Consider the following 22,729-nt stretch of genomic DNA (forward strand, 5'->3'; position numbering starts at 1 on the left):
TCCTCGACATGGCTTCCGGTGAATGAAAAACGCGAGCCGGGGAAGCACCGGCTCGCGTGGGGCGTATTGTAGATTCACCGCAGAGCACGCGGTGAATCGAGCCAGCATTCACCGCACGAGCGCCTCCAGCCGGGCCAGGTGCTTCGCACGCGTGGCGGCGTCGATGAAGCTGGCCTCGAAGCTGTTGCGCGCGAGCGTGATCACGTCGTCGCGCGAGAGGTTCAGTGCCCCGACGGTCTGCACGAAGTTGGCGTTGAGGTAGCCGCCGAAATAGGCCGGGTCGTCGCTGTTCACCGTGGCGCACAGGCCGGCGTCCAGCAGCCTCTTCATGGGGTGGTCGCGCAGATCGTTCACCACGCAGAGCTTCAGGTTGGAGAGGGGGCACACGGTGAGCGGCGTGCGCCGGCGCGCGAGTTCGGCCACCAGCGCGGGGTCGTCCAGGCTGCGCACGCCGTGGTCGATGCGCTCGGCCTTCAGGTCATCGAGCGCCTCCCAGATGTAGGGCGGCGGGCCCTCCTCGCCCGCGTGCGCCACGATGCGCAGACCGAGCTCCCGGCAGCGCGCGAACACGCGCGAGAACTTGGATGGCGGGTGGCCAACCTCGCTCGAGTCGAGCCCGACGCCGATGAAATGCGCGCGGTGTGGCAGTGCGGCTTCGAGCGTGGCAAAGGCGTCTTCCTCGCTCAGGTGGCGCAGGAAACACAAGATGAGCGCGCTCGTCAGGCCGAACTCGGCCTGCGCCTTGTCGCAGGCGCGCTTGAGGCCCGCGATGACCACGCCGATGTCCACGCCACGTGCGGTGTGGGTCTGCGGGTCGAAGAAGATTTCGGCGTGTACGACGTGGTCAGCATGCGCGCGCTGCAGATAGGCCCAGGCCATGTCGAAGAAATCGGCCTCGTGCAACAGCACGCTGGCGCCCGCGTAGTAGATGTCGAGAAAGCTCTGCAGGTCGGTGAAGGCATAGGCCTGGCGCAGCGCTTCCACACTGGCGTAGGGCAGCTTCACGCCGTTGCGCTGCGCGAGCGCGAAGATGAGCTCGGGCTCGAGCGAGCCTTCGATATGGATGTGCAGTTCGGCCTTGGGCAAGGCTGCGGCGAGTTGGGCAGGGGACAGGGACACGTTCAACAGGTTCCGAGGGTGATGGCCAGACGTTGCAGGTGGCGACGATAAGCGCTGCTCACGCGGTCGGCCGGGCCGTGCACTTCCGTCACGGGGCCGGTGCGGCCGATCGGCAACGCCTTGGGTTGTTGCGACTCCACCACCGGGCGGTCCTGCGCGAAGACGGCATCCTGGAATTCCACCAGCGATTCCACGCTCGCAGGGTCGTTCTGGGTGGCCATCACGAACCACGCGGTGCAGGCCTCGTGGCCGTCGGGGCGGATGAAGAGCGCTATGGCGTTGCGCACCGGGTCGCCGACGCTCGCGTCCTTGCGCAGCACGGCGGCAAAGGGGTGCGGCACGGTGTAGCCGTAGTCGATCCAGGCGCCGCCCTCGGCCTCGGCGTACGCGCGCGGTTGCCAGGCCCGGGCCCCGTTCACGTGCAGCCCCGCGCCGTCCTCCGTCACCAGGCCCACCTGCACCTGCGCATGGCCGCGCTCGCCGAGCCAGCCCTCGTGCACGAAGCCGAAATGGCTCAGGTCGAGGAAGTTCTCCACCAGGCGCGGTGCGCTGGTGGCCACGCTGTAGGGGCCGCAGACAACGCGCCGCCACGCCGGGTCGTCGGCTTCGGCAAACGGTGGTGGCGCATCCAGCGGCGGCGCCAGGGGCACATCGCCGGCCTGCAACCGCACCCAGATCAGGCCGTGCTGCTCGCGCGCCTCGAAGGCCGTCGCAGCATGGCCCGCGGGCGGGTTGAAGTCGGGCGCGGCGGGTACGTGCCGGCAGCGCCCACCCTCCTTGCCGCCGCCGAACTGCCAGCCGTGGTACGGGCATTCCAGCCGCGGCCCATGCACGGTGGTGAGCACGCGCCCGAGCGAAAGCCGCGCGCCGCGGTGCGGACAACGATCCAGCCAGGCATGCACCCGGCCGTGGTCACGCCACAGCACCAGCGGCTCGCCCAACAGGCTGGCGGCCAGCGGCGCGTCGCGCAGCATGTGCGCATCGGCCACCGGGTGCCAGAGTTGTCGTTCGATCATGAGCGTGATTCAAACAAAAAGGGCTGCACGCCGGCAGCCCTCCGGTCACCGAGCGGTGTCCATTTATTGCGGTACTTTGCCTTCCACGCCCTTGACGTAGAACTTCACACCGCCCAGGAAGGCGTCGTCGGCCTTCTGGTCCTTGGCCAGCACTTCCTTGCCGCTCTGGTCGACGATGGGGCCGGTCCAGGGGTGGAAGCTGCCGTCCTTCAGGCCGGCCTTGATGGTGTCGATCTTGGCCTTGATCTCAGCCGGCACGTCGTCGGCGATGGAGACCAGGTCGATCGCGCCTTCCTTGTGACCCCACCACACGCCGCCGGTGGTCCAGGTGCCTTCCAGGGCATCCTTGGTGGCCTTGATGTAGTACGGCGCCCAGTTGATGATGGCCGAACCCAGGTGGGCCTTGGGGCCGTAGGCGGTCATGTCCGAATCCCAGCCGAAGGCACGCTTGCCGGCCTTCTCGGCGGTCTGCAGCACGGCCGACGAATCGGTGTTCTGGAACAGCACGTCGGCGCCGCCGTTGAGCAGCGACGTGGCGGCCTCGGTTTCCTTCGGCGGGTCGAACCAGCCGTTGACCCAGACCACCTTGGTCTTGATCTTCGGGTTCACCGACTGCGCGCCCATGGTGAAGCTGTTGATGTTGCGGATCACCTCGGGGATCGGGATCGAGGCCACCACGCCGAGCGTGTTGGTCTTGGTCATCGCGCCCGCGATCACCCCAGCCATGTACGCGCCCTCGTAGGTGCGGCTGTCGTAGGTGCGCATGTTCTCGGCCGTCTTGTAGCCGGTGGCGTGTTCGAACTTCACGTCCTTGAAGTCGGCAGCGACCTTGAGCATGGGCTCCATGTAGCCGAAGGTGGTGCCGAAGATCAGCTTGTTCCCGTTGGCCGCCATGTCGCGGATCACGCGCTCGGCGTCGGCACTCTCGGGCACGCTTTCCACGAAGCTGGTGACCACCTTGTTGCCGAACTCGGCCTCGATCGCCTTGCGGCCGTTGTCGTGCGCGAAGGTCCAGCCACCGTCGCCCACCGGGCCGACGTAGGCGAAGGCGATCTTCAGCGGCTCGGGCGCGGGCGCCGGGGCGGCGGCCGGGGCCGGCGCGGGGGCTGCGGCCGGGGCAGCCGCCTCCTCCTTCTTGCCGCAGCCGATGAGCACGGCGCCGGCCAGCGCGCTGAGTGCGGCGGCCTTGATCAGGGATCTCTTGTTCAGGTCGGTCATGGTGTCCTCGGGTTTGGAGGTGGGTGGTGAGCGGAGGCGGTTTGGCCCGGTCGATGGTTTACCCAGCAGGGTATCCAGACAGAAGCAAATTATGAACCGGGGTAGAACGGTTTCCCGATCGACGACGGCATGTTGATGCGGATCCACGTCGGGTTTCGCGAGATCAGCACCAGCACCACCACCGTGGCCAGGTAGGGCAGCATGGTGAGGAACTGGCTCGGCACCTGTACGCCGATGGCCTGCAGGTGGAACTGCAGCATGGTGACGCCGCCGAACAGGTAGGCGCCCAGCAGCACGCGCGCGGGCCGCCAGGTGGCGAAGGTGGTGAGCGCGAGCGCGATCCAGCCCTTGCCGGCGATCATGCCCTCCACCCACAGCGGGGTATAGACGGTGGCCACGTAGGCGCCCGCGAGGCCGCACAGGGCGCCACCGGCCATCACCGCCATCAGGCGGATGCGGCGCACCGGATAGCCCAGCGCGTGCGCCGATTCGGGGCTTTCGCCCACGCTGCGCAGCACCAGACCGGCGCGCGTGCGGTAGAGGAACCAGATCAGTCCCAACGCGATGGCCACGCAGCCATACACCATGGGGTGGTGGCGAAAGAGCGCCGCACCGAGCACGGGGATGTCGGCCAGCACCGGAATGGCCCAGCGAACCTGCTCGGGCAGCGTCTCCTGCACGTAGCGCGTGCCCGCAAAGGCCGAGAAGCCGGCACCGAACAGGCTGAGCGCCAGCCCGGTGGCGTACTGGTTGGTGTTGAGCCAGATCACCAGCACACCGAAGATGGCCGCGAGCAACGCGCCCGCACCCATGCCGGCCAGAAAGCCCAGCGCCGTGCTGCCGGTGTGCACCACGGTGGCGAAACCGGCCAGCGCGGCGCACAGCATCATGCCTTCGGCGCCCAGGTTGACGACGCCCGCTTTCTCGTTGATGAGCAGGCCCAGCGAAGCGATGGCCAGCACGGTGCCCGCGTTGAGCGTGGCGGCAAAGAGCAGCGCGTAGGACTCCATCACTTGCTCCACTTCAAACGATAGGCGATCAAGGTGTCGCAGGCCAGCAGCGAGAACAACAGCAGGCCCTGGAACACGCCGGTGATGGACTTGGGGAGGCCCAGGCGCGACTGGGCGAGTTCACCGCCGATGTAGAACATGCTCATGAGCAGCGCCGAGAACACGATGCCCACCGGGTGCAGCCGTCCCACGAAGGCGACGATGATGGCCGCGAAGCCGTAGCCCGCGGGCACGTAGGGCGTGAGCTGGCCGATCGGCCCCGCGACCTCGAATGCACCGGCCATGCCGGCCGCGCCACCCGAAATCAGCAGGGCCACCCACAGCGCCTTGCGCGATGAAAAACCGGCGTAGCGCGCGGCCATCGGCGCCAGGCCGCCCACGATTTGCGCATAGCCCGAGACGGTGCGGAACAGGAACAGCCACACGGCGGCCACGCCCAGCAGCGCGAACAGCAGGCCGATGTTCACGCGCGAGCCGTCCATCAGGCGCGGCATCTGCGCCACGCGCTCGAAGGTCTTGGTCTGCGGGAAGTTGTAGCCCGCCGGGTCCTTCCAGGGGCCGTAGACGAGGTAGTTCAGGATCTGCACGGCCACATAGACCAGCATCAGGCTGACCAGGATCTCGTTGGCGTTGAAGCGGTCGCGCAGCAGCGCGGTGATGCCGGCCCACAGCATGCCGCCCACCATGCCGGCCAGGATGACGGCGGGCACGATCCACACACCCGTGGTCTTGTCCGCCATCAGCGCGACGCCACCCGCGAAGATGGCGCCGATGATGTACTGTCCCTCGGCACCGATGTTCCACACGTTGGAGCGAAAGCACACCGCCAGGCCGAGGGCAATGATGAGCAGCGGGGTTGCCTTCACCAGCAGCTCGGAGATCGCGTAGCCGCTCTTGATGGGCTCCCAGAAGAAGATCTGCAGCCCGCGCACCGGATCCTTGCCGAGCGCGGCGAACAGCGCGATACCGATGACCACGGTGATGAGCAGCGCCAGCAGCGGCGAGGCGTAACCCCAGAAAGGGGATGGCTGGGGGCGGACTTCAAGCCGCAGCATGCGTGGTCTCCTGGTTGTTCTTGTCGTTGTGGTCCCACAGGCCCGACATCCATTCGCCGATGCGCTCCACCGTGGCATCGGCGCGGTCCAGACTGGGCGAGAGCCGGCCCTTGGCGATGACGTGCAGGCGGTCGCTGATCTCGAACAGTTCTTCGAGTTCTTCGCTGACCACCAGCACCGCGCAACCGGCGTCGCGCAACGCCAGGATGGCGCCGCGGATCTGCGCCGACGCGCCGACGTCCACGCCCCAGGTGGGCTGGCTCACGATCAGCAGCTTCGGGTTTGCCTCGATCTCGCGCCCGACGATGAATTTCTGCAGGTTGCCGCCCGAGAGCGATTTGGCCGCCGCGCCCGGCCCGTTGGCCTTGACCTGGTAGCGCGCGATGATGGCCTGCGCCTGCGCCTTGAGTGCGCCCACGCGCACCCAGCCCAGCGGGCCCACGGCGTCGCGGCGCGACAGCAGCAGGTTCTGCGCCAGCGAGAGCGTGGGCACGGCGCCGCGGCCCAGGCGTTCCTCGGGCACGAAATGCAGGCCCAGTGCGCGCCGCCGCCCCGGGCCCAGGCGCGCCACGTCCTGCGCGCCCAGCAACACGCTGCCGGCGGGTGCGCGCGTGTCCTCGCCCGACAGCGCGCGCAGCAGCTCGCCCTGGCCGTTGCCGGACACGCCCGCAATGCCCACCACCTCGCCCGCGCGCACCGTGAGCGCGATGTCGGCGAGCGCAGTGCCGAAGGGGTCGTCGCTCGCGAGCGTGAGGCCGTTGACCCGCAACACGGCCTCGCCCGCATGCAACGGCCGGTGTTCGAGTTCGGGCGGCTCGGCGCCGATCATCAGGCGGGACAACGAGGCGTTGGATTCCTCACGCGGGTCGCACACGCCGGTGACCTGGCCGCCGCGCAGCACGGTGCAGGCGGTGCACAGCGCCCTGATTTCGTGCAGCTTGTGGCTGATGTAGAGGATGCTGCAGCCTTCGCTGGCCAGTTGCTTGAGCGTGAGAAACAGCTTTTCCACCGCCTGCGGCGTCAGCACCGAGGTGGGTTCGTCCAGGATCAGCAACTGCGGGTTGGTGAGCAGCGCGCGGATGATCTCGACCCGCTGCATCTCGCCCACCGAGAGCGTGTGCACCGGGCGCTCGGGGTCGATAGGCAGGCCGTACTCGTCGCCTTTGGCGCGAATGCTCGCCGCCACCTCCGCCAGGCTCAGGCTCTTGTCGAGTCCGAGCCACACGTTCTCGGCCACGGTCAGCGTGTCGAACAGGCTGAAGTGCTGGAACACCATGCTGATGCCCAGCGCGCGTGCCATCTGCGGGTTGCGGATGTGCACCGGCTGGCCGTTGAAGAGCACGGCGCCTTCGTCGGGCTTGACGGCGCCGTAGATGATCTTCATCAACGTGGATTTGCCGGCGCCGTTCTCGCCGAGCACAGCGTGGATCTCACCAGGCTGCACCGTGAGCGAGACGCCGTTGTTGGCCACCACGCCGGGGTAGCGCTTGGTGATGCCGGTGAGTTGAAGTCGGTGGCTTGAAATCGTCATGCAGCGGCTCGCTGGGCTTCGGGCGCGCGCAGCGAGGCGGCGACGGATTTGATCTGCTCGCGCAGCCAGCGCGCCGCGTTGGACGCGTGGGTGCGCTCGTGCCAGAGCTGGTAATACATCATGCGCGGGAAGGCAACAGGCGGGGTCAGGATGGTCACGGGCAGGCCGCCCACGTAGCGTTCGCAGTACTGACGGCCGGTGGTGAGCACAAGCAAGCTGCCTGCCACCATGGCCGGGATCAGGCCGAAGTGCGGGCAGCGCGCGCTGATGCGGCGCGCCAGGCCCAGGCTGGCCAGGTGGTCGTCGATGAAGCCGCGCGCCCCCGGGTGGGTGGGCGTGGGCGCGATGTGCTCGGCCGCGAGCCAGGCGGCCTCGTCCCAGCCCCGGCGCACCGCCGGGTGGTGGTTGGCCACCAGGCACACCACCTCGTCGCCGAACAGGCGGCCCAGGTGCAGGTCGTCCGGCGGCTGCGTCCAGTTGCCGATCACCACGTCGACCGCGCCCTGCGCCAGGTGGGTGCGGTAGTCGGCGTCGCGCGAGAGCGGGTGAATGTCGATCACGCAGTTCGGTGCCGCGGCCTTCACCTGCGTCACGAGCTGCGGGAGGAAAAAGGGGTCAAGGTAGTCGCTCGCCGCCAGGCTGAAGGTGTGGCTGGCGGTGGCCGGATCGAAGGCGCGCGCGTCGGAGAACAGCACCTCGGCGCTGCGCAGGATGGCCGCGGCCGGCTCGATCATGCGCAACGCGGCCTCGGTGGGCACCATGCCGGAGCCCGAGCGCACCAGCAGCGGGTCGCCCGCCAGCTCGCGCAGTTTCTTGAGCGCCGCGCTCACCGCGGGCTGGTACATGCCGAGCTTGATGGCCGAGCGCGAGACGCTGCGTTCGGTGAGCACGGTGTGCAGCACGCGAATCAGGTGCAGGTCGATGCGGTCGAACATGGGCCCGTATTTCATGACGGTCTCATCCGCAGTGGCATCGTGGACAGGGCATCGGCGACATATGCAAACCCATATGATGCCCTGAACCCCGGTGGGTATGCTGACGCGCATGAGCCTTTCCATTCCCAGCCAGCCCCTCACGTTCTGGCGCCGCGGCCAGCCCGTGACCCTGCCCGCCGTGCCCGCCGACCGCCCCCTGCTGCAGGTGCTGCGCGAAGACCTGCACTGCACCGGCACCAAGGAGGGCTGCGGCGAGGGCGATTGCGGCGCCTGCACCGTGGTGCTGGGCGAGGCCGTGGCGGGCCGGCTGGCGCTCAAGGCGGTCAACGCCTGCATCAAGATGGCGCACGCGGTGCACGGCCAGGCCGTGTTCACGGTGGAAGACCTGGCCGCGCCCGACGGCGCCCTGCACCCGGTGCAGGAGGCCCTGGTGCAGTGCCACGGCAGCCAGTGCGGCTTCTGCACCCCGGGCTTCGTGATGAGCCTGTACGCGCTGTACGAAACCACCGGCGGCGGCCAGGGCGTGACGCGCGAGTCCGCGCAGGCCGCCCTTTCAGGCAACCTGTGCCGCTGCACCGGTTACCGGCCGATCCTGGACGCCGCCGAACGCATGGGCGAACTCCCCTGCCCCGACGCCAGCCGGCTGGACGAAGCGGCCGTGTTGCGCGGCCTGCGCACCCTGGGCCCGGCGCCGGTGGACGGGCCTTATCAACGCCCCACCACGCTCGAGGCCTTGCTCAAGGCACGTGCCGCGCACCCCGGCGCCCAGGTGATCGCCGGCACCACCGACGTCGGCCTGTGGATCACCAAGCTGCACAAGCAGTACCCGCAACTGCTGGACGTGACCGGCGCGGCCGAACTGCGCCGCGTGGAAACCTACCCGCACCACATCGCCATCGGCGCGGGCGTGAGCCTCACCGACGCTTATGCCGCGCTCGTGGCCGAGCGCCCACAGCTTGGATCCTTTGCCCGCCGGTTCGCCGGCCTTCCCGTGCGCAACGCCGGCACGCTGGGCGGCAACGTCGCCAATGGCTCGCCCATCGGCGACTCGATGCCGTTGTTGATCGCGCTGGGCGCCAGCGTTGTGCTGATGCGCTGGGATGCGAAGCGCCGCGCCATCGCTCACCGCGAACTCCTGCTCGAAGACCTCTACAGCGGCTACCGCCAGAACGTGATGCGCGCGGACGAGTTGCTGTGCTGGGTGAAGGTGCCGCGACCCACGGCAAGCGAGTTTCTGCGCGTGGACAAGGTGAGCAAGCGCTTCGAGGACGACATATCGGCCGTGTGCCTGGCGGTTCGCTTGCACATCGAACACGGCGTGGTGCGGGAAGCCCGCATCGGTGCCGGCGGCGTGGCCGCCACGCCGGCGCGGGCACGCCAGACCGAAGCCGCGCTGCGCGGCCAGCCCTGGAACGCCGACACCGTGATGGCCGCCGCCGCCGTGCTGCGCGCCGAGTTCCAACCCATCAGCGACATGCGCGCCAGCGCCGACTACCGCCGCGCGGTGCTGGGCAATTTGCTGCGCCGGCTCTGGCTGGAACACCGGGGCGTCAAGGGCCTCAGGCTGGAAGCGGCGGATCTGGAGGCACTGTCATGAACGCGCCCGATACTGCCCTGCTGAAACAACCCGCCGCGGCTGGCCTGGCCGCTGGTGTCTCACGCGCCCACGAAAGCGCCCGCGCCCAGGTGGCCGGCGCCGCCACCTACATCGACGACATCCCCGAGGTGCGCGGCACCCTGCATGCCGCACCGGTGTGCTCGCCGGTGGCGCATGGCCGCCTGCTCGGCATCGACACCGCGGCCGCGCTGGCGATGCCTGGCGTACGCGGCTTCGTCGGCGCCGACCAGGTCCCCGGCGACAAGATCCTCGCCGCGTTCGCGCACGACGAGCCGGTGTTCGCGCAGGGCACGGTGCAGTTCGTTGGCCAGGTACTCGGCCTGATCGTGGCGGACGACGTGATGACCGCGCGCCGCGCCGCGCGGCTGGTGACACCGCGCATCGAGCCGCTGCCGGCGGTGCTCACGGTGCATGAAGCGCACGAACGCCAGAGCTACGTGCTGCCCCCCGTGCGCGTAACGCGCGGCGATGCGCTCGCCGCGCTCCAGCGCGCGCCCCACGTGCTCGACGGCGAGTTCGAGGTCGGCGGGCAGGAACACTTCTACCTCGAAGGCCAGATCGCCTATGTGCTGCCGCTGGAGCAGAACCAGTGGTGGGTCTACAGCAGCACCCAGCACCCGGGCGAGGTGCAGCACTGGGTGTCGCACGCGCTGGGCATCGCCAGCCACGCCGTCACCGTGGAATGCCGGCGCATGGGTGGCGGCTTCGGCGGCAAGGAAACGCAGGCCGGCCACCTGGCCGTGTGGGCCGCCATCGCGGCCAACCACCTGGGCGCGCCCGTGAAGCTGCGACTGGACCGCGACGACGATTTCCTGATCACCGGCAAGCGCCACCCGTTTGCATACCAGTACCGCGTGGGTTTCGACGACACCGGTCTGCTCAGCGGCCTGCAGTTACAGATGCTGGTGAACTGCGGCTTCAGCGCCGACCTCTCCGGCCCGGTGGCCGACCGCGCCATCTTCCACTGCGACAACGCCTATTTCCTCGAAGACGTGGCGGTGGACTCGTTCCGCTGCAAGACGAACATGCAGAGCCACACCGCGTTTCGCGGCTTCGGTGGCCCGCAGGGCGTGATCGCCATCGAGCGCATCCTGAGCGACATCGCGCGCCACCTCGGGCTGGACCCGCTGCAGGTGCGGCTGCGCAACCTCTACGGCACGGGCCAGCGCGACGTGACGCACTACGACATGAAGGTCGAGGACAACATCCTCGAGCCGCTCATGAGCACGCTGGCGCAAACCTCGAACTACGCGCAGCGCAGCGCCGCCATCGACGCCTTCAACGCGAAGAGCCCGGTGATCAAGAAGGGCATCGCGCTCACGCCGGTGAAGTTCGGCATCAGCTTCACCGCCACGCTGTTCAACCAGGCCGGTGCGCTGGTGCACGTGTACACCGACGGCAGCGTGATGGTGAACCACGGCGGCACCGAGATGGGCCAGGGCCTGAACACCAAGGTAGCGCAGATCGTGGCTGACGAACTGGGCGTGCCGTTCGAGCGCGTGCTGGCCACCGCGGCCGACACCAGCAAGGTGCCCAACGCCAGCGCCACCGCCGCCAGCAGCGGCACCGACCTCAACGGCCGCGCCGCCCAGTTCGCCGCGCGCAATGTGCGCGACAACCTGGCCGCCTTCGTCGCCGGGCTCGACGGCTGCGGCGCGGGCGCGGTGCGTTTCGCGGGTGGCCAGGTCATCACCCCCAAGAGCACACGCACCTTCGAGGCCGTGGTGCACGCCGCCTACGCCAACCGCATCCAGCTCTGGAGCGACGGCTTCTACCGCACGCCCAAGATCCACTACGACAAGACCACCATGAAGGGACGCCCCTTCTACTACTTCGCCTACGGGGCCGCCTGCAGCGAGGTTGCCATCGACACCCTCACGGGTGAGAGCAAGGTGCTGGCGGTCGACATCCTCCACGACGTGGGCCACAGCATCATCCCAGCCATCGACATCGGCCAGATCGAGGGCGGCTTCATCCAGGGCATGGGTTGGCTCACCACCGAGGAACTGGTGTGGAACGCCAAGGGGCAACTGCAGACCCACGCCCCGAGCACCTACAAGATCCCCACCGCGGGCGATTTGCCGCCGCGCTGGAAAGTGGCGCTTTGGCCCGAGGCCAACCGCGAGGACAACGTGCACGGCAGCAAGGCGGTGGGCGAGCCGCCCTTCATGCTGGCCATCAGCGTGCACGAGGCGCTGCGCGACGCGGTGGCGCGCGCGGGCGGCAGGCCCGACGACGTGGACGCGCCGGCCACATCAGAGGTGGTGCTGAGGGCCCTGGGCGGCTGACAATGGTGGGGGTGGTCGCGGAACATCCGCGACCGCAACGCCTCCATCAGGCTTTGCGTACCCGGCCTTCTGCGAGGCCCGTCCTGCCACCCGCATGCTCAAACCCATGAAATCCGTCCTGCCCGACTGGGCCCACCCCTGGATCGAAGCCATCACCGTCGGTCTGCAGATCGCGCTGATCATCCTGATCGCGATGCTGCTGCGCTCGCTGCTGCACCGCTTCATCACGCGGCTGGCGGCCGACAAGAACCTGCCGCTGGAGTTCAGCGTCGGCAGCAAGCGGCTGGTCACGCTGGTGCTCACGGTCGCCGCGTTGCTGTGGATCCTGGACCGCATGGGCGTGTCGGCCGGCCTGATCTGGACCGCCTTCACCGGCTTCATCGCCGTCGCTGCCATCGCTTTCTTTGCGGCCTGGAGCGTGCTCTCCAACATCTTCTGCTCGGTGCTCATCTACACCTCGCGGCCATTCGGCCTGCACGACCACATCGAGATCCTGGAAGGCGGCGACAAGCCCGGCCTGGCCGGTGAGGTGATGGACATCACCCTGGTTTTCACCACGTTGAAGGAGGACGCGCCCGAGGGTCAGGAGCCCACCTACCTGCGCGTGCCCAACAGCCTGTTCTTCCAACGCACCACGCGCCTGAAGCGCAGCCAGCAGCCGCTGGTGGGGTCGGTGCTGGACTGAACATCAGCGTCGCGTGGCGCGCCAGGGCTTGCCGTCCACCGTGCCGCGAATGCGCGAGCCGTCCACCTCGCCGCTGAAGCGCTGCCCGCCGACCACGAAGCCGATGCGCGCACCGTTGACATGGGCCTCGCTGATGGGCCGGGCGCTGCCCGCTTCGCGCAGCGTGCCCGCGATCTTCTGGAAGGTCTGGGTGAGCACGAGTTCGCTGTCACCGAAACGCCAGGTACCGGCCACCTTGGCGGGCACGGTCCACTTGTAGGCATTGCAGTAGGTGCTGCAGTCCTCCTTTACGGCCACGGTTTCGTCGGGCTCCCAATCGCCCATGCCGAAGGAGTTGGAGACGATGCGCGTGCCGGGTTTCATGTCGAGCAGCGTGGGGCGCAGCCGCATGTTCAGGTCGGGCAGCAGGAACATCGTGATCACCGTGGCCTTGGAGAAGTCGGACTCGAAAATGTCCGCCTTCTCGAACGTGGCGCGATCGCTCACGCCGGCGCTGGCCGCAGCGCGCTGCGCGTAAGCCACAAGGTCGGGGTTGTATTCGATGCCGTGCGCGGTGGCCCCGCGTTGCGCGGCCGTGATCACAAGGCGCCCGTCGCCAGAGCCGAGGTCGATCAAGTGGTCCCTGGGCGTGAGTTTCGCCAGTGCCAGCATGCGCTCGACCAGGCTTTGCGCGGTGGGCAGCCAGATCACGTCCTTGCCGGGCTGGCCTTCGTCGGGCACGTAGTCGGCAGCGGCCGCACCGGGCGGCTCGCTCAGCTGTGACCAGGCCGGGCTTGCGCACGCCATCAAGGACAGCGCGGCGGCGGCAAGGGAGCGGCGATGCAGGTTCATGGGTTTCTCCTCAGGTCGGCGGGTTGGAACGCGTCGCGCCCGGTGCATCGCGCGCGACAGCGCGATGCTTGGGAGAACGCTGGAAGTACAGCACCGGGATTCCCGACGCCAGCACGGCCAGGCCGATCCACGCGGCCGCGCCGGTGTACACGAGACTGGCGTACAGCATGTACAGGCAGGTCAGACAGAAGATGGCGGGTGTGAGCGGGTACCAGGGCACGCGATAGGGCAGCACCCGCAGCGGCTCGCGCCAGCGCAGCACGAACAGCGCACCGCCCACCAGGAGCAGGAACGCCCAGAACACAGGAGCGGTGAAATCCACCATCGCCTTGAAGCCGTCGCGCGTGAAGGCACCCACCGCGATGAGGACGAGCGCGAGCGCGCCCTGCACGATATGCCCGTTGGCGGGCGAGCGCCCGCGTTCGTTCCACACACCCAGCCAACGCAGCGCGGTGATGTCGCGCCCCATGGCGTGGAACGCGCGAGCCCCGGTGAAGATGGTGGCATTGAGCGTGGAGATCGCCGCCACGACGACCGCCAGCGTGACGATCAACTCGGCCGATGGGCCCGCAGCGGCACGCATCATGTCGGTGGCCACCGCATCGGAGGCGCGCAGGCCGTCGAGCCCGAGCACCGAGAGCAATGCGAGATTGGTCAGCACGTAGAACGTGACCAGCACCAGGGTGCCGATGGTCAGCACGCGCGCGATGTTGCGGGGGGCATCGCGCAACTCCCCACTGAGGTAGGCCGCCTCGTTCCAGCCACCATAGGTAAGGAGCACGAAGATCATGGCCACGCCCAGTGCCGCAGTTCCTGGCGGCACCGCCAGGGTCCCGTGGTTTGGGGGCGCAGTCGGGCCGACAAGCCCGAACACGATGATGGCGGCAATGATCGCCAAATGCAGAAAGGTGACCACGATCTGCAGGTTCTTGCCTTCGGCCGTGCCGATGGCATTCACCCCCGTCAGCACGATGACGGCAAGCGCCGCGTACAGCGCCGACCCATGCGGGCCCAGCGGCATCACCTGCGTAAGGTAGTCACCCAGCAGAAAGGCAACCGCCGCAATGGCGCCCGTCTGGATGACGGTGCAACGCGCCCACCCGAACAGCATGGCGAGGGGCCGTCCGTATGCCCGCGACAGGAAGTGATACTCGCCCCCGGTGTCGGGGTGCGCGGCCGACAACTCGGCATAGCAGAGCGCGCCCACCAGTGTGACCGCACCGCCGATCACCCAGACCAGCATGAACATCCACTCTGAACTCACGCTGTTGGCCACGATCGACGGCGTGCGAAAGATGCCGATGCCCACCACCAGGCCGACGAGGATGATCACGGCGTCGAACACCGACAGCGTGGCGCGCGATGGGGCTGCGGCCTGGACGCCCTTGTGCGCGCCCGGCTCTGCCTGTGCGGGAAGCGACAAGCGTGTCTTCTGACTCGGGTTGTGGGTCTGACAAACCCGCAGGTGGAGCGCGTCTCGGTCAATTGGTTACGTCAATCGCGTCGCGTCGGCGATCGGCGTACACTTCGCGGCTGCTCCGGGGTGCACAGACGTTGGTCTGGCGCTGAGATGGCCTGACGGCCGAACCCGTGAACTTGATCCGGCTAGTACCGGCGAAAGAAGAGCGTTGCCCGACGGCCCCATACCGTCCGGCGGTCCTCCGGAGCAAACCACCACTGCCGTGTGTTTGTTTGCCGCCACCCAGGAGACCGCCCCATGAACGCCCCCGACAAGTTCGCTCCGCTGCTCACGCTCACCCGCGAGCCCTTCCCCGCGTCCACCAAGGTGTTCGTGCCCGGCACGCTGCCGGGCGTGAACGTGCCCATGCGCGAGATCGCGCTCACCAATGGCGAGCGCGTGACGGTGTACGACACCTCGGGCCCCTACACCGACCCGACGGTGGCGATCGACGTGAAGAAGGGCCTGGCGCCACTGCGCGCGGCATGGATCGAAGCGCGTGGCGACACCGAGACCTACAGCGGCCGCGAGCGGCAGGCGGTGGACGACGGGGTGAAGCACGAAGCGCGCGAGGCCGAGCGCATCGATGCGCTGCGGGCGGAGGCGGCTGCGCTGCAACGCACACCGCGTCGCGCGAAATCGGGTGCCAACGTCACGCAGATGCACTACGCCCGCCAGGGCATCGTCACGCCCGAGATGGAATACATCGCCATCCGCGAGAACGGCAAGCGCGAATGGATGCAGGAATACCTGGGCGACGCCGAACGCGAGGTGCGCCTGCGCGGTAACCCGATGGGTGCGCGCATTCCCGAGATCATCACGCCCGAGTTCGTGCGCGACGAGGTGGCGCGCGGGCGCGCCATCATCCCGGCCAACATCAACCACCCCGAACTCGAGCCGATGATCATCGGCCGCAACTTCGGCGTGAAGATCAACGCCAACATCGGCAACTCGGCGGTTACCTCCAGCATCGAGGAAGAGGTGGAGAAGCTCGTGTGGTCCATCCGCTGGGGCGGCGACACGGTGATGGACCTGTCCACCGGCAAGAACATCCACACCACGCGCGACTGGATCGTGCGCAATTCGCCGGTGCCCATCGGCACGGTGCCGATCTACCAGGCGCTGGAGAAAGTGGGCGGCGTGGCCGAAGACCTCACCTGGGCCATCTTCCGCGACACGCTGATCGAGCAGGCCGAGCAGGGCATCGACTACTTCACCATCCACGCCGGCGTGCGCCTGCCCTTCATCCACCTCACCACCAAACGCCGAACCGGCATCGTCTCGCGCGGCGGCTCCATCCTCGCCAAGTGGTGCATCACCCACCACAAGGAGAACTTCCTCTACACGCACTTCGAAGAGATCTGCGAGATCATGAAGGCCTACGACGTGAGCTTCTCGCTCGGCGATGGCCTGCGCCCCGGCAGCGGGGCGGATGCGAACGACGAGGCGCAATTCGCCGAATTGCGCACGCTGGGCGAACTCACGCAGATCGCCTGGAAGCACGACGTGCAGACCATGATCGAAGGCCCGGGCCACGTGCCCATGCATCTGATCCAGGCCAACATGGACGAGCAGTTGAAGCACTGCCACGAGGCGCCGTTCTACACCCTGGGCCCGCTCACCATCGACATCGCACCCGGCTACGACCACATTGCTTCGGCCATCGGCGCGGCCATGATCGGCTGGATGGGCACCGCCATGCTGTGCTACGTGACGCCCAAGGAACACCTGGGCCTGCCCGACCGCGACGACGTGAAGCAAGGGATCATTGCCTACAAGATCGCCGCACACGCGGCCGACATTGCCAAGGGCCACCCCGGTGCCCGCGCGCGCGACGACGCCATGAGCAAGGCGCGCTTCGAGTTCCGCTGGCGCGACCAGTTCGCGCTTGGCCTCGACCCCGACACGGCAGAGGCCTACCACGACGAAACCCTGCCCAAGGATTCGAGCAAGGAAGCACACTTCTGCTCCATGTGCGGCCCCAAGTTCTGCAGCATGAAGATCACGCAGGACGTGCGCGATTACGCCGCGCAGAAGGGGCTGGACGAGGCCGCGGCGCTGGAGCGCGGCATGGCCGAGAAGTCGGCCGAGTTCAAGGCCGCGGGCGGCGAGTTCTACGTGCCGCTCGATTCGATCAAGAAAGGCTGAACGGTGGCGCGCATCGGCATTGCGGGCGCGGGCGTGCTGGGCCGTCTGCTGGCCTGGCGGCTCGCGCGCGCCGGCCACGCGGTGAGCGTGTTCGACCCCGCGGCAGGCCCGCAACCGCCGGTGGTGGGGCAGATCGGCGCCAGCGCGCCGCATGCGGCCGGCTTCACCGCGGCCGGCATGCTGAGCCCCATTGCCGAACTCGACAACGCCGATGCCGGCATCGCGCGGCTGGGCTGGCGCTCGCTACCGATGTGGCGTGTGATCGGTGCGGCGTTGGGTGGTGCCGAACCGCTGGTGCGCGTGAACGACAGCCTGCTGCTCGCGCACGGCAGCGACCGCGGCGCCGCGCAACGCGTGCTCGCGCGGCTGGACGCACTGCCCGAAGCGCCGCGCGCCGAGGTGCTGACCGCCGCGCAGCAGCACGCCCTGGAGCCCGCGCTGGCCACCGGCCTGCTCGCCTGGCGGCTGCCCGGTGAAGGCCAGGTGCTGCCGCGCGAAACACTGCTCGCACTCGCGCAACAGGCCGAGGGCGTGCGCTGGCACTGGGGCACGCCGATCACCGACGTGTCTTCCGGTCGGCTGGTGCAAGCCGACGGTGCGGCGCACCGTTTCGATCTCGCGATCGACACCCGCGGTCTGGGCGCGCGCCCGCAAGTCGCGCTGCGCGGCGTGCGCGGCGAGGTGGCGTGGCTGCACGCACCTGGCGTGGTCCTCTCGCGCCCGCTGCGCCTGCTGCACCCGCGCCACCGCGTGTACCTGGTGCCGCGCCCGGGCGGGCGCATCGTGGTCGGCGCGAGCGAGATCGAAAGCGAAGACCGCTCGCCGGCCAGCCTGCGCAGTGTGCTGGAGTTGCTGAGCGCCGCACACAGCGTGCTGCCCGAGCTCGCGGAAGCGCGCATCGAACACCTGGAGAGCAACCTGCGCCCCGCGCGCGCCGACAACGCGCCCTTCATCGAACACGCCAGCGGCCTGCTGCGCATCAACGGCCTGTTCCGCCACGGCTGGCTGATCGCGCCCGCGCTGGTGGACGACGCGCTGGCTGCCGCGCACATCGCGGCGCCGCTGGAGACCACCCATGCCTGAACCGACGATTCGATTCAACGACCAATCCCGGCCCTGCCCCGCCGGCCTCACGCTGACGACGCTGCTGCAACGCGAAGGTGTGAACGCCGAGCGCGTGGCCACCGCGGTCAACGCACGCTTCGTGCCGCGCGAGGCACGCGACGCCACGCCGCTGCATCCCGGTGACGAAGTGATCACCTTTGAAGCCATTGTGGGAGGCTGAACCATGTCATTGCCCGAACCCCAGGCCTGGACCGTATACGGCGAAACGCTGCACAGCCGATTGATGATCGGCACGGCGGGCTATCCCTCGCCCGCGGTGCTGCGCGACGCGATTGCCGTCAGCGGCGCGGGCGTGGTCACCGTCGGCCTGCGCCGCACCCTGGCCGCGGCCGGCGACAACGGCTTTCTCGCCGAGCTGCTGAAAGACCTGAGTGCACGCGGCGTGCACCTGCTGCCCAACACCGCGGGTTGCCGCAGCGCGCGCGAGGCGGTGGCGCTGGCGCACATGGCGCGCGAGCTCTACGGCACGCGCTGGATCAAGCTCGAGGTGGTGGGCGACGAGCACACGTTGCAGCCCGACCCCTGGGGCACGGTGGAGGCCGCGGCCGAGCTCGTGCAGGCCGGCTTTGCCGTGTTCCCCTACTGCACCGACGACCTCGTGACCTGCCAGCGCCTGCTCGACGCCGGCTGCGAGGTGCTGATGCCCTGGGGCGCGCCGATCGGCTCGGGTCAGGGCCTGCTCAACCCCTGGGCGCTGCGCACGCTGCGCGCGCGCCTGCCCGGTGTGGCGCTGGTGGTGGACGCTGGCATCGGCGCCCCCTCGCACGCGGCGCAGGCGCTCGAACTCGGCTTCGATGCCGTGCTGCTCAACTCCGCAGTGGCGCACGCGCGCGAACCGGTGGCCATGGCGCGCGCCTTCGGCGACGCGGTGCGCGCCGGGCGCCTGGCCTTCGAGGCTGGGGTGATGGCGCCGCAGGACATGGCCGTGGCCAGCACGCCGGTGGCGGGGCGGCCGATGTTGATCGGATGAGCGCCATGGCCCACGACACCTTGCGGCTCACCGCCGCCGAGGCCGCGGCGCGCCTGGGGCTACCGCCCGGGGTGCACGACGCGCCCGAGCTCGCCCGGCGCCTGCGCGAACAAGGCGCGCTCGCGGTGGTGATCACCAGCGACCCGCACGACCCACGCGATCGACACGACTGGCTCGACACGCCACACGCGCGCGGCTGGCTCACGCGGCCGCATGGGGGTCCGTCGGACCACGCGGCGCGCTTTCAGGATGCGCTTGCACAAGGTTGGGTCGCGGCCGACGCCGCCGTGCTGGCGCGCCTGCCCGACCGCGCCGACGCGGCCGATCTGCCCGTGCTCTCGGCCGACGAAACGCCCGCAGCCTGCACGCCTGCGCGCGATACCGCCACAGACCTCGGTGTCTACGCCATCGTGGACAGCCCCGAGCGCGTGCGGGCCTGCGCCGAAGCCGGTACCCAGCTGATCCAGTTGCGCGTCAAGGTGCCGCGCGACGACCCGGCCATGGCCCCGCAGATCGCGGCCGCGCTGCAGGCCACGCGCACGCACGGCGCCACGCTGGTGGTGAACGACCACTGGCGCACCGCGCTTGAACTCGGGGCGCCAGCCATTCACCTCGGCCAGGAGGACTGGATCGAGCTCGACGCCGACGATCGCGCACAGATTGCAGCCGCGCAGACGCAGGGCCTGCAATTGGGCCTGAGCTCGCACAGCCTGTGGGAACTGTGCCGCGCGCGCGGCGCGGGCGCAGACCTCATCGCTTGCGGCCCGGTCTGGCCCACGCTCACCAAGGCCATGCCCTGGCACCCGCAGGGGTTGGACAACCTGGCGTGGTGGGTTCGCATGGCCGGGCGACCGGTGATCGCCATCGGCGGCATCCTCGCGCACGCGCAACTGGCGGAGGCGGCGCGCACGGGCGCGGCCACGGCATGCGTGGTGCGTGGCCTGGGCGACGACCCGCGCGCCACCCTGCCCGCCTGGCAGGCCGCGTGGCAGCAGGGCCGGCACGGCGCGCCACTCGTGCCACCCGCGCGGCCCCGCCCCACGCTGGACGCCGCGCACCGCGCCGGCCCCTGAAACGGCTTCCTACAATGGCCCGGCCATGACCGAGCCGACCCCGACCCCGCGCTGCCTGCTGGCCGCCACCGATTTTTCGGCGCCGGCCACCCTCGCGCTGCAGCGCGCCGCGCTGCTTGCACGTGAACACGGCGCCGCGCTGCACCTGGCGCACGTGCTCAATCGACGTTGGCTCGACGAGCTGCGCCAGTGGTTGCGCGCCGACACCCCCTGGGCCGCGCAATTGCACGACGCCGCGCAGGCTCAGCTACAGGCATCCACCCAGGCGCTCGGCACGCCGGCGCAGACCACGCTGCTCGACGGCGAGCCCGTGCCCGCGCTGTGCGCCCTGGCGCAGGATCTGCAAGCCGAACTGCTGTTGATCGGTGCACGAAGCGACCCGCCGCTGCACCAGCGCGTGCTCGGCGGCACCGCCGAGCGCTTGCTGCGCCAGAGCGGCGTACCTCTGCTGGTGGTGCGGCAAGCCGCGGCGCAGCCCTACCGTCGCGTGCTGGTGCCGGTGGATTTCTCGCGCTGGTCCTTGCCCACGTTGCGCCTGGTGCAGGCGCTGGCACCCAGGGCCACGCTGGTGCTGCACCACGGGTTCACAGTGCCCTTCGAAGAAAAGCTGCGCTTTGCCGGCGTGAGCGACGACCTGCTGAGCGACTACCGTGAGCACGCGCGCGTGCAGGCGCGAGACGCCTTGCTCGCGCTGGCGCGCGAGGCCGCATTGCCCGACACGGCCTGGCAGCCCAGCGTGAGCGAAGGCGACACCCCGCAACGGATACTGGAAGTGGCGGTGGCACAGCGTTGCGACCTGATCGCCATCGGCAAGCATGGCCGCCAGGCCGCCGAGGAACTGCTGTTGGGCAGCGTGACGCGCCACGTGCTGGAAGAGGCCGAAGGCGACGTGCTCGTGTCCACCGCGCACGGCAGCTGACCATGGCCAGCGATAACGACCTGCCGCCGCTGCACGCCACCCGCCCCGGGCTGTACCGCCATTACAAGGGCGGCTGGTACGAGGTGATCGACACCGTGCGCTGCAGCGAGACGCTGCAGGGCATGACGCTGTACCGCGCGCTGTACGGCGACGGCTTGAAGGGCGGCGGCCTGTGGGTGCGCCCGAGCACCATGTTCAACGAGACCGCGGTGTTCGTCGGCCGCGAGCAACCGCGCTTTCGCCGCGTGGGCGTGGCCGATCTGCAGCCCAGCGACTTGCCCACGGCGCAGGCGCTGATCGCGCACCTGCAAGGCCGCGCGCAACGCGCGGGGTTGGACCTGACCCGTGCGCTGCGCACTCCACCGCCCGAACCCACCACCTGCTGCGGGCGCGGCTGCAACGGCTGCGTGTGGGAGGGCTACTACAACGCGGTGCGCTACTGGGCCGACGACGCGCTGGAGGCGATCGCGCAGGCGAGCACTACGCAAACAGATCGCCCTGCGCCGACAACGCCCGCGGGTTGAAGCGGGTGGTGTCGAACGGTGTGCGCTCCTGCGCGTAGCCCAGCCGCGCGCAGGCCTTGTGGAAGCGCTGGCGCAGCAGCTCGGCCCAGGGCCCGCTGCCCTTCATGCGGGTGGCGAAGTCGCTGTCGTAGTCCTGGCCACCGCGCATGTCCTGGATGCGCGCCATCACCCGGCCCGCCCGGTCGGGGCAGTGCTGCATGAGCCACTGGCGAAAAATGGGCGCGAGCTCCCAGGGCAGGCGCAGCACCTGGTAGAAGGCGCGCCGCGCGCCAGCCTCACGCGCGGCCGCCAGCACCTGCTCCATGTCTTCGTTCAGGAACGGAATCTGTGGCGACACACTCACGCCCACGGGAATGCCGGCCTCGGCCAGCGTGCGAATCGTGCGCAGCCGCCGGTGGGGTGCGGCCGCGCGCGGTTCCAGCACACGGGCGAGCTTCGCATCGAGCGTGGTGATGGTGACGTAGACCGCCGCCAGGCCCTGCGCGCCCATCGGTGCCAGCAGGTCGATGTCGCGCTCCACGCCGCTGCCCTTGGTGACGATGGCCAGCGGATGCTGTACGCGCGCCAGCACCTCGATGCAGTCGCGCGTGAGTTTGAGTTCACGCTCGATCGGCTGGTAGGCGTCGGTAACGGTGCCGATGGCAATGTGATCGGGTGTGTAGCCCGGGCGCTGCAGCTCGCGCGCCAGCACCTGTGCCAGACCGCGTTTGGCGATCAGCTTCGTCTCGAAATCCAGCCCGGGCGAGAGATTGAGGTAGCTGTGGCTCGGCCGCGCGTAGCAGTACACGCAACCGTGCTCGCAACCGCGGTAGGGATTGAGGCCATGCAGGAAGCCGATATCGGGCGAGGCGTTGGTGGTGATGGCGCTCTTCGGATCCTCCCAGCTCACCTGGGTGGCGGGCGCGGTGTGTTCCTCGGCCTGTGCAGCGTCAAGCGTGCCCCAGCCGTCATCGAAGGCGCCACGCGCAGTGGCTTCGAAGCGATGCGGCTGGGCAAACGACACGCCGCGGCCCTTGAGCAGCGCGGCGGGAAGGGTGAGTTCGCTCATGGGTGACCATGTAGAAATACTGTATAAACATAAGGGGTATCCGCTTAGCTCCAGTTCGGATACCATCACTGGATGAATATCCAGCATATCGCATCACCGGCAGCTGGCAAGGACTACCCCAGCAACTGGAACGAGTTTCTGGACTGGTTCGCCAGCG

20 protein-coding genes, 1 pseudogene and 1 riboswitch are annotated in these 22,729 nt (G+C 69.1%); of the genes and pseudogenes, 11 read left to right on the plus strand and 10 right to left on the minus strand.

What is annotated here, in order from left to right; genetic code table 11:
* Positions 1-108 precede the first annotated feature (108 nt).
* From M3149_RS18905 to M3149_RS18935, 7 genes are all read right to left on the minus strand, one after another.
* Complete coding sequence (locus M3149_RS18905; protein ID WP_251711044.1) at positions 109-1,125, minus strand: adenosine deaminase; 1,017 nt, start codon at positions 1,123-1,125, stop codon at positions 109-111.
* Positions 1,122-2,135 carry an aromatic ring-hydroxylating oxygenase subunit alpha gene (locus M3149_RS18910; RefSeq protein WP_251711045.1) on the minus strand — a complete coding sequence of 338 codons (1,014 nt, stop codon included), beginning with the start codon at positions 2,133-2,135 and terminating at the stop codon, positions 1,122-1,124. Before M3149_RS18910 ends, M3149_RS18905 begins: the two co-directional genes overlap by 4 nt.
* Positions 2,136-2,198: 63 nt before the next feature.
* Entirely contained in the window at positions 2,199-3,353 is a 1,155-nt protein-coding gene (locus M3149_RS18915) for a BMP family ABC transporter substrate-binding protein (RefSeq protein WP_251711046.1), read from the minus strand.
* An 89-nt stretch (positions 3,354-3,442) separates the two neighbouring features.
* Positions 3,443-4,363 carry an ABC transporter permease gene (locus M3149_RS18920; protein ID WP_251711047.1) on the minus strand — a complete coding sequence of 307 codons (921 nt, stop codon included), beginning with the start codon at positions 4,361-4,363 and terminating at the stop codon, positions 3,443-3,445.
* The gene (locus M3149_RS18925) at positions 4,363-5,418 is read right to left on the minus strand and encodes an ABC transporter permease (RefSeq protein WP_251711048.1); all 1,056 of its coding nucleotides are present in this window, start codon (positions 5,416-5,418) and stop codon (positions 4,363-4,365) included. The genes M3149_RS18920 and M3149_RS18925 overlap by 1 nt, the downstream gene beginning before the upstream one ends.
* Positions 5,405-6,949: an ABC transporter ATP-binding protein gene (locus M3149_RS18930; protein ID WP_251711049.1), complete on the minus strand. Its 1,545-nt coding sequence runs from the start codon at positions 6,947-6,949 to the stop codon at positions 5,405-5,407. The genes M3149_RS18925 and M3149_RS18930 overlap by 14 nt, the downstream gene beginning before the upstream one ends.
* Positions 6,946-7,899 (minus strand): LysR family transcriptional regulator, encoded by a 954-nt coding sequence (locus tag M3149_RS18935; protein WP_251711050.1) that lies wholly within the window; start codon positions 7,897-7,899, stop codon positions 6,946-6,948. Before M3149_RS18935 ends, M3149_RS18930 begins: the two co-directional genes overlap by 4 nt.
* A 94-nt stretch (positions 7,900-7,993) precedes the next feature.
* Between M3149_RS18935 and xdhA the strand changes: the two genes are divergently transcribed.
* The 3 genes from xdhA (at position 7,994) to M3149_RS18950 (ending at position 12,475) form a co-directional block, all read left to right on the plus strand.
* Positions 7,994-9,481 carry a xanthine dehydrogenase small subunit gene (gene xdhA / locus M3149_RS18940; RefSeq protein ID WP_251711051.1) on the plus strand — a complete coding sequence of 496 codons (1,488 nt, stop codon included), beginning with the start codon at positions 7,994-7,996 and terminating at the stop codon, positions 9,479-9,481.
* Positions 9,478-11,790, plus strand: a complete 2,313-nt coding sequence (gene xdhB, locus M3149_RS18945) for a xanthine dehydrogenase molybdopterin binding subunit (RefSeq protein ID WP_251711052.1) — start codon at positions 9,478-9,480, stop codon at positions 11,788-11,790. Before xdhA ends, xdhB begins: the two co-directional genes overlap by 4 nt.
* Before the next feature lie 106 nt (positions 11,791-11,896).
* Positions 11,897-12,475, plus strand: coding sequence for a mechanosensitive ion channel family protein (locus M3149_RS18950; RefSeq protein WP_251711053.1), 579 nt, complete (start codon positions 11,897-11,899; stop codon positions 12,473-12,475).
* Positions 12,476-12,478: 3 nt separating this feature from the next.
* Here the strand turns inward: M3149_RS18950 and M3149_RS18955 are convergent, their stop codons facing one another.
* Together M3149_RS18955 and M3149_RS18960 are read right to left on the minus strand one after the other, a co-directional pair.
* Positions 12,479-13,306, minus strand: a complete 828-nt coding sequence (locus M3149_RS18955) for an SAM-dependent methyltransferase (RefSeq protein WP_251711054.1) — start codon at positions 13,304-13,306, stop codon at positions 12,479-12,481.
* A 10-nt stretch (positions 13,307-13,316) separates the two neighbouring features.
* Positions 13,317-14,657: an APC family permease gene (locus M3149_RS18960; RefSeq protein WP_251711064.1), complete on the minus strand. Its 1,341-nt coding sequence runs from the start codon at positions 14,655-14,657 to the stop codon at positions 13,317-13,319.
* 178 nt (positions 14,658-14,835) lie between these two features.
* A riboswitch (TPP riboswitch) is annotated at positions 14,836-14,946 on the plus strand.
* A 77-nt stretch (positions 14,947-15,023) separates the two neighbouring features.
* On the opposite strand from M3149_RS18960, the gene thiC reads away from it, so the two are divergent.
* From thiC to M3149_RS19000, 8 genes and pseudogenes are all read left to right on the plus strand, one after another.
* On the plus strand, positions 15,024-16,913 hold the full coding sequence (thiC, locus tag M3149_RS18965) for a phosphomethylpyrimidine synthase ThiC (RefSeq protein WP_251711055.1): 1,890 nt from the start codon (positions 15,024-15,026) through the stop codon (positions 16,911-16,913).
* 3 nt (positions 16,914-16,916) lie between these two features.
* The gene (locus M3149_RS18970; protein WP_251711056.1) at positions 16,917-17,996 is read left to right on the plus strand and encodes an FAD-dependent oxidoreductase; all 1,080 of its coding nucleotides are present in this window, start codon (positions 16,917-16,919) and stop codon (positions 17,994-17,996) included.
* Positions 17,989-18,198, plus strand: coding sequence for a sulfur carrier protein ThiS (gene thiS, locus M3149_RS18975; RefSeq protein WP_251711057.1), 210 nt, complete (start codon positions 17,989-17,991; stop codon positions 18,196-18,198). The genes M3149_RS18970 and thiS overlap by 8 nt, the downstream gene beginning before the upstream one ends.
* A gap of 3 nt (positions 18,199-18,201) precedes the next feature.
* A complete protein-coding gene (locus tag M3149_RS18980) occupies positions 18,202-19,008 on the plus strand; it encodes a thiazole synthase (RefSeq protein WP_251711058.1) in 807 nt (268 codons plus the stop codon).
* 5 nt (positions 19,009-19,013) lie between these two features.
* Positions 19,014-20,081 (plus strand): thiamine phosphate synthase, encoded by a 1,068-nt coding sequence (locus M3149_RS18985; protein WP_251711059.1) that lies wholly within the window; start codon positions 19,014-19,016, stop codon positions 20,079-20,081.
* Positions 20,082-20,106: 25 nt separating this feature from the next.
* Positions 20,107-21,000 (plus strand): universal stress protein, encoded by an 894-nt coding sequence (locus tag M3149_RS18990; protein WP_251711060.1) that lies wholly within the window; start codon positions 20,107-20,109, stop codon positions 20,998-21,000.
* A 2-nt stretch (positions 21,001-21,002) separates the two neighbouring features.
* Positions 21,003-21,245: pseudogene (locus tag M3149_RS18995) on the plus strand (DUF1653 domain-containing protein); the annotation flags it as partial.
* A gap of 6 nt (positions 21,246-21,251) precedes the next feature.
* Positions 21,252-21,524: an oxidoreductase-like domain-containing protein gene (locus M3149_RS19000; RefSeq protein WP_435370764.1), complete on the plus strand. Its 273-nt coding sequence runs from the start codon at positions 21,252-21,254 to the stop codon at positions 21,522-21,524.
* Here M3149_RS19000 and M3149_RS19005 read toward each other — a convergent pair.
* A complete protein-coding gene (locus M3149_RS19005; protein WP_251711061.1) occupies positions 21,481-22,572 on the minus strand; it encodes a PA0069 family radical SAM protein in 1,092 nt (363 codons plus the stop codon). The two genes, M3149_RS19000 and M3149_RS19005, sit on opposite strands and share 44 nt — an antisense overlap.
* Between the last annotated feature and the right edge of the window lie 157 nt (positions 22,573-22,729).

The sequence above is a fragment of the Hydrogenophaga intermedia genome (assembly GCF_023715105.1).
Lineage (GTDB): Bacteria > Pseudomonadota > Gammaproteobacteria > Burkholderiales > Burkholderiaceae_C > Hydrogenophaga > Hydrogenophaga intermedia_A.